Annotated in this window: 6 protein-coding genes; 2 read left to right on the forward strand and 4 right to left on the reverse strand. The window is 64.7% G+C overall.

Annotation, left to right across the window (positions count from 1 at the left end; translation table 11 throughout):
- Positions 1-746: GNAT family N-acetyltransferase (locus tag EOA33_RS19180; protein ID WP_145989199.1), on the reverse strand; the 746-nt coding region annotated here is incomplete at its 3' end.
- Positions 747-1,067: 321 nt separating this feature from the next.
- On the opposite strand from EOA33_RS19180, the gene EOA33_RS19185 reads away from it, so the two are divergent.
- Positions 1,068-1,736 carry a haloacid dehalogenase type II gene (locus EOA33_RS19185; protein ID WP_127406292.1) on the forward strand — a complete coding sequence of 223 codons (669 nt, stop codon included), beginning with the start codon at positions 1,068-1,070 and terminating at the stop codon, positions 1,734-1,736.
- Between the two features lie 17 nt (positions 1,737-1,753).
- Positions 1,754-3,028: an FAD-binding oxidoreductase gene (locus EOA33_RS19190; protein WP_127406293.1), complete on the forward strand. Its 1,275-nt coding sequence runs from the start codon at positions 1,754-1,756 to the stop codon at positions 3,026-3,028.
- A gap of 73 nt (positions 3,029-3,101) precedes the next feature.
- Here EOA33_RS19190 and EOA33_RS19195 read toward each other — a convergent pair whose 3' ends face one another.
- The 3 genes from EOA33_RS19195 to EOA33_RS19205 form a co-directional block, all read right to left on the reverse strand.
- Positions 3,102-4,559: an NAD-dependent succinate-semialdehyde dehydrogenase gene (locus EOA33_RS19195; protein WP_127406294.1), complete on the reverse strand. Its 1,458-nt coding sequence runs from the start codon at positions 4,557-4,559 to the stop codon at positions 3,102-3,104.
- A gap of 17 nt (positions 4,560-4,576) precedes the next feature.
- The gene (locus EOA33_RS19200) at positions 4,577-5,620 is read right to left on the reverse strand and encodes a tartrate dehydrogenase (RefSeq protein ID WP_127406295.1); all 1,044 of its coding nucleotides are present in this window, start codon (positions 5,618-5,620) and stop codon (positions 4,577-4,579) included.
- A gap of 10 nt (positions 5,621-5,630) precedes the next feature.
- Positions 5,631-6,811: aldehyde dehydrogenase family protein (locus tag EOA33_RS19205; RefSeq protein WP_145989200.1), on the reverse strand; the 1,181-nt coding region annotated here is incomplete at its 5' end.

A 6,811-nucleotide genomic window follows, 5' to 3' on the forward strand; every position in this document is an offset into this window, starting at 1 on the left:
ACATGGACGAGGCCGATTTCGGTGAGCCAGCCATCGATACCGGTCCGGCTGTCGGTATCCACGCGCAGGAAGGCGCCGCCGCGCGGCGCGGCGAAAAAGCTGATCAGGTCTTTCGCGGCCTCGGCGCTTCCCGCGATGACCGGGCCGATCACTTCGCCGCGCCCGAAAGGACGGATCGCGGCATAGGCCTCGATGGCGCCGTTGCGGCGGATGATTGCGAAGTGGCCGCGCTCGGCCAGCGCATCGATCAGGGCTTCCCGGTCGGCGCCATAAGCGTCGCGATCGAGCGCTTTGATTTCCGGCAGATCGCCAATGCTTGCGGCTTCAACGCCGTCGGGCGCGTCAAGCTCCGTCACTTTCCCCTGATGCTGCAGGATCGCACCGGAGCGCACGAAGCCGAGCTTTTCATAGAGCGGCTCGCCATCGGCCGTCGCGACGAGCCGCAGCGGACGGTCGCCGGCAAGGGCGATCGCCTGATCCATGAGTCGGCGCCCGAGCCCCTGGCCCCGCACATTCCTGTCGACGATCACCATGTTGATCATGGCGCAATCATTGCCATAGGGCGTTACCAGGATGGTGCCGGTGACACGGCCCTGGTCGTCGAGCGCGACAGCGCCGCTCGAGAGCTGCAGCGCCATCTGCCAGTCCTGCGCGCGATGCGGCCAATTCTCCTGGCGAGAAAGCGCTACCGCACCCTCTATATGGTCCGGCCCGAAGGCCTGGAGTTCGATCTCGCCCTGCTGCATGAGGCATCCTTCCGTCTGCTGATCAAGTCTCGGCCATCGGCGCGCCGCAGATCGTCTGAAGGCTTTGGCTTGGACAGTATCTTTCGCCGTAGCGCGAGGCATGCGCCGCATCTTGTGCTGGCGCGCCCGCCGCGGCGGACGCGCTTCACGTCTCGCGCGACGACGTAATCGCCACACCAGATGCTACAGCGTGCCAAACCGGATGGCGGATACGGAACTTTCTGCTTTCGGGACGCCGATTTCGGTCAGGTCGGCCGCCTTCTGCCGTCCTATGATGAATTCATCCGAACGCGGATGTGCTTCCACCGGAGATCGACGGACATGGCTTCCTTCAGGCCCAAATACATCACCTTCGACTGCTACGGCACGTTGACCAATTTCCAGATGGCGGAAGCCGCACGCGACCTCTACGGCAGCCGGCTCGACGAGCCGCGCATGCAGGAGTTCATCAAGAATTTCGCGGCGTACCGGCTGGATGAGATCCTGGGCGACTGGAAGCGTTATGCCGACGTGATCCACAATGCGCTCGAGCGCACCTGCAAGCGCAACGGCGTTGCCTTCAGCCCGGACGACGCCAGGATGGTCTATAAGCGCGTGCCGACCTGGGGGCCGCATGCCGACGTTCCGGCCGGCCTGGCGAAAGTCGCCAAGGAAATTCCGCTGGTCATCCTGTCCAACGCCATGAACGCGCAGATCATGTCCAATGTCGAGAAGCTCGGCGCGCCATTCCATGCCGTCTACACGGCCGAGCAGGCACAGGCCTACAAGCCGCGCTTCAAGGCCTTCGAATATATGTTCGACAGGCTGGGCTGCGGTCCGCAAGACATCCTTCACTGCTCGTCGTCATTCCGCTACGACCTGATGTCGGCCCATGATCTCGGCATCAAGAACAAGGTCTGGGTCAACCGCGGGCACGAACCGGCCAACCCGTACTACGGCTATGTCGAGATATCAGACATTTCGGGTCTTCCAGGCGTGGTCGGTCTCTGAAACAGGGCGGATTGCCGATGAGGTTCGTCTCCTACTGGCACGACACGGCTCCCGTCTTTACCGGCGGGGCGCAAGGCCCGGTCGAGGGGCACTACGATGCCGCCATCATCGGCGGCGGCTTCACCGGTCTCGCCGCCGCCCGCCAACTGGCGAAGGCCGGCGCGAAGGTGGCGGTGCTGGAGGCGGAGCGGGTGGGCTGTGGCGCATCCGGGCGCAATGGCGGGCACCTGAACAATGGCCTCGCCCATAGCTTCCTCTCGGCCAAGGCGGAACTCGGCAAGGAACGCGCAATCGCGCTGTACCGAGCGCTCGACGACTCCGTCGATACCATCGAGGCGCTGGTCGCCGAGGAAAGCATCGACTGCAACTTCCGCCGCGCGGGCAAGCTGAAGCTCGCCTCCAAGCCGCAGCATTTCGAAGCGATCGCCCGCAACTTCGAGGCCGTCCATGCCGAGGTGGATCCGGACACGGAGCTGCTGTCGGCGGCGGATCTCAAGTCCGAGATCGGTTCGCCCTTCCATGGCGCGATGCTGTCGAAGAAGAGCGCCATGATGCATATGGGCCGCTATGTGGCAGGCTTGGCCATGGCCGCCACGTGCCACGGTGCCGTGATCCACGAGAACGCGGCAGTGACCGACCGCAAGCAGGCCGGTAGCAGGCATGAATTGACCACTTCGCGCGGCAAGATCAGCGCCGACAACGTGCTGGTGGCGACCGGCGCCTACACCGCGCCGAATTTCAATTATTTCCGCCGCCGGATCATCTCCGTCGGCAGCTTCATCATCGCCACGCGGCCGTTAAGCGATGCCGAGATCGCCGCGACCATGCCCGGCAACCGGACATGCGTGACCTCGATGAACATTGGCAACTACTTCCGGCTTTCACCGGACCGACGCCTCATCTTCGGCGGCCGCGCGCGCTTCTCGGCGACATCGGACCAGCGCTCCGACGCCAGGAGCGGACAGATCTTGCAGGCTGGCCTTGCAGCAATCTTCCCCCAGCTCGCCAAGGTCGAGATCGACTACTGCTGGGGCGGGCTGGTCGACATGACCAAGGACCGTTTTCCGCGGGCTGGTTACCATGACGGCGTCTGGTACGCGATGGGCTATTCCGGCCACGGCGCGCAGCTTTCCACCCATCTAGGAATGATCCTGGCCGATGCCATGCTGGGCCGCGAAGACCGCAATCCGCTGAAGGGACTGGAGTGGCCTTCGATTCCCGGCTATTCCGGCAAGCCCTGGTTCCTGCCGATGGTCGGCCTCTACTACAAGGCGCTCGACCGGATACAATGAGGCAGTAGGGGAGTAGGGGAGTAGGGGAGTAGGGGAGTAGGGTACAGGCGCTCATTCACTACTGCTTACTCCCCTACTCCCCTATTCCCATATGAAAGCTCTTCATCTCGAGATATTCCTCGATGCCGGCTTGCGCGCCCTCACGTCCGAGGCCGGACTGCTTGACGCCGCCGAAGGGGGCCACCTCCATCGAGACCGAGCCGGTGTTGAGCCCCACCATGCCGAACTCCAGCGCCTCGCCGACGCGCCAGGCGCGTTTCAAATTCTCGGTATAGAAGTAGGACGCAAGTCCGTAAGGCGTGCCGTTGGCCAGCGCGATTGCCTCTTCCTCCGTCTCGAAGCGGAAAAGCGGCGCGACCGGGCCGAAGGTTTCCTCGCCGGCAAGCTGCATATCCTTCGTGGCGCCGCTCAGCACCAGCGGCGCGACATATTGAGGACCCTGAGGCAGCGCCGGCTTGTCGGTGATGATCGTCGCGCCCTTGGCGAGCGCGTCCTCGACGTGGCGGTTGATCTTCTCGACCGCCGCCATGTTGATCATCGGTCCGATGGCGACGCCGGGCTGCGTGCCGGGCCCGACCATCATGGCGTTGACGCGGGCGGATAGCTTGGCGGCGAAGGTCTCGTAGACACCGGCCTGGACGATGATGCGGTTGGCGCAAACGCAGGTCTGGCCGCCATTGCGGAATTTTGAGACCAGCGCGCCCTCAACGGCGAGATCGAGGTCGGCGTCGTCGAAGACGATGAAGGGGGCATTGCCGCCGAGCTCCAGGCTGAGTCGCTTCACGCTGTCGGCCGCGCCGCGCATCAGCAGCGAGCCGACCCGCGTCGAGCCGGTGAAGGAGATCTTGCGCACCGTCTCGTTCGCCATGATCTCGTTGCCGATCTCGGCCGGCATGCCGGTGACGATGTTGATGACCCCGGCGGGAATGCCCGCCCGCTCGGCAAGCACGCCGAGCGCCAGCGCCGAATAAGGCGTGAATTCTGACGGCTTGATGACCACCGTGCAGCCTGCGGCCAACGCCGGCGCGACCTTGCGGGTGATCATCGCATTGGGAAAATTCCACGGCGTGATGATGCCGCACACGCCGACCGGTTCCTTCAGCACGATGATGCGGCGGTCTTGCGTCGGCGAGGGGATGGTGTGGCCGTTGATGCGGCGTGCTTCCTCGGCGAACCATTTGACGAAGGAGGCGCCGTAGCGGATCTCGCCTTTGGCCTCGTCCAGCGGCTTGCCCTGTTCCGTCGTCAGGATCAGCGCAAGATCGTCCAGATGCGCCAGCATCAGCCCATGCCAGGCCTCCAGGAGGGCAGCGCGCTCGGCGTTGGTTTTCTTCTTCCAATCCCCATAGGCAGCAGCCGCGGCGTCTATGGCCGCGCGGGTCTCCGGAGCGGCCATGTCGGGCACGGTGCCGATCGCGGCCTGGGTCGCCGGATCGATGACATCGACCGTCTTGCCGGAGTCGGCGATGACCCATTCGCCGCCGATCAAACCGGCTTCGCGGAAGAGGCTTTTGTCTTTCAGGTTTCTCATCGAAAACGACCTTGCAATCAGGTGAGCGCCGCGACGACGGCAGCGGTGATGGCTTGTGTGCGATCCTTGCCGGGGCTGGTTCCAATGCCTCGCGCGGTTGTCGCCTCGAGCGCCTTCATCATGCGGCCGGCGGCAGCCTTTTCGCCGAGATGATCGAGCATCATGGCGCCGGACCAGATGGTGGCGATCGGGTTGGCGATGCCGAGATGGGCAATGTCGGGCGCCGAGCCGTGGACCGGCTCGAACATCGACGGCGCCGAACGGTCGGGATTGATGTTGGCGGAGGCGGCATAGCCGAGCCCGCCCTGGATCGCCGCGCCGATGTCGGTCAGGATGTCGCCGAACAGGTTGGAAGCGACGAGCACGTCGAGGCTCTCCGGCGCCATGATCATGCGCGCCGCGAGCGCATCGACATGATAGCTGGTCACCTCGACGTCCGGATAATCCCCCGCAAGCTTGCGGGTGACCTCGTCCCAGAACACCATCGAGTATTTCTGCGCGTTGGACTTGGTGACGGAAGCAAGCTTGCCCCGCCGTGATCGCGCCTGCTCGAAGCCGAAGCGCAGGATGCGCTCGACGCCGGCGCGGGTGAAGATCGATGTCTCCACCGCAACCTCGTCCAAAGTGCCCTGGTGCACGCGCCCGCCGGCGCCGGAATATTCGCCCTCGGTGTTCTCGCGGATACACAGGATGTCGAAACTCTCCGCTCGCAGCGGTCCCTTGACCCCAGGCAGCAGGCGGTGTGGCCGGATGTTGGCGTATTGCACGAATGCCTTGCGGATCGGCAGCAGCAGGCCGTGCAGCGAGACCGAATCCGGCACCTCCGCCGGCCAGCCGACCGCACCGAGAAGGATGGCGTCGAAGCCGCGCAAGGTCTCGATGCCGTCCTCGGGCATCATGCGGCCGGTTTCCTTGTAGAAGCGGCAGGACCAGGGGAACTCGGTGCCCGTCAGGGCAAAGCCGTCCTGTTTGGCCGCAGTCTCCAGCACAGTCCAGGCGGCGGCGGTGACATCGCGGCCGATGCCGTCACCGGGTATCAGGGCGATCGAGTAGGATTTCATCGGCATCCCTTCACAGGCTGACCAGGACGCTCTTGGTCCTGCGGTTGGCGAGATAGGTGTCGCGGCCAAGGTCCTTGCCGATGCCGGAGCGCTTGTAGCCGCCGGTCGGCAGGATGTGGTCGCGCGAGCGGCTGTAGCGGTTGACCCAGACCGTGCCCGCTTCGAGCTTGCGCGCCAGACGGATCGTACGCGACAGGTCGGAAGTGAAAAGGCCGGAAGCGAGTCCGTAGGTCGGATGGGAGGATAGCGCCAACGCCTCGTCCTCGGTCTCGAAGGTCTGCACTGTGAGCACCGGGCCGAAGATCTCCTCGACGATCGCGGGATTGACCTGATCGACATCAGCGATCAGCGTCGGCTCGTAGAAATAGCCGGGGCTGTCCATGGCGGCGCCGCCGGTCAGGCATTCGCCGCCGGCCTTGACCGCAGCCTGCACGATGCTGTCGACACGCCCTCGTTGCCGCTCCGAGATGATCGGCGAATAATGCGTCGCCTCGTCCCAGGTCGGGCCGGGCCACACCGCCTTCATCTTCACCAGGATCGCAGTCGTCAGCCTGTCGGCCACGCTCTTCTCGACGATCAGCCGCGTGCCGGCGACGCAGGCCTGGCCAGCGTTGAAGGTGACGCTGCCGGCGATCGCCGTCGCCGCCTTGTCGAGGTTGGCGTCGGCAAAAACGATCTGCGGGCTCTTGCCGCCGAGCTCCAGGGTCATCGGCTTGACGCCGGTGCGAGCGACGTTCTCCATGATGGCCGAGCCGGCGCGGGTCGAGCCGGTGAAGCTGACCTTGGCGATCTCGGGATGCCCGGTCAGCGCCGTTCCGGTCGTCGGACCGTCTCCCAGCACCACGTTTATCAGCCCTGCCGGCAGACCCGCCCTAACGGCGAGTTGCGCCATATGGACAACCGAAAAGGGTGTCATTTCCGAAGGCTTCAGCACGACCGCATTTCCAGCGGCCAGCGCCGGACCAAGCTTCCATCCGGCCATCGAGATGGGAAAATTCCAGGGGGTGATCGCGCCGACCACGCCATAGGGCTCGCTCATGATCATGCCGAGACTGGCGTCGTCGGTCGGCACGAGCTCGCTGCCTTCCTTGTCCGCGAACTCGGCAAAGAAGCGGATCTGCTCGGCGGTCACCGCGATGTCGCCTGCGATGAGCTGACCGACGGGACGGGTGGAGCACAGCGCTTCGATCC

This window comes from Mesorhizobium sp. M4A.F.Ca.ET.050.02.1.1, assembly GCF_003997725.1.
GTDB lineage: Bacteria > Pseudomonadota > Alphaproteobacteria > Rhizobiales > Rhizobiaceae > Mesorhizobium.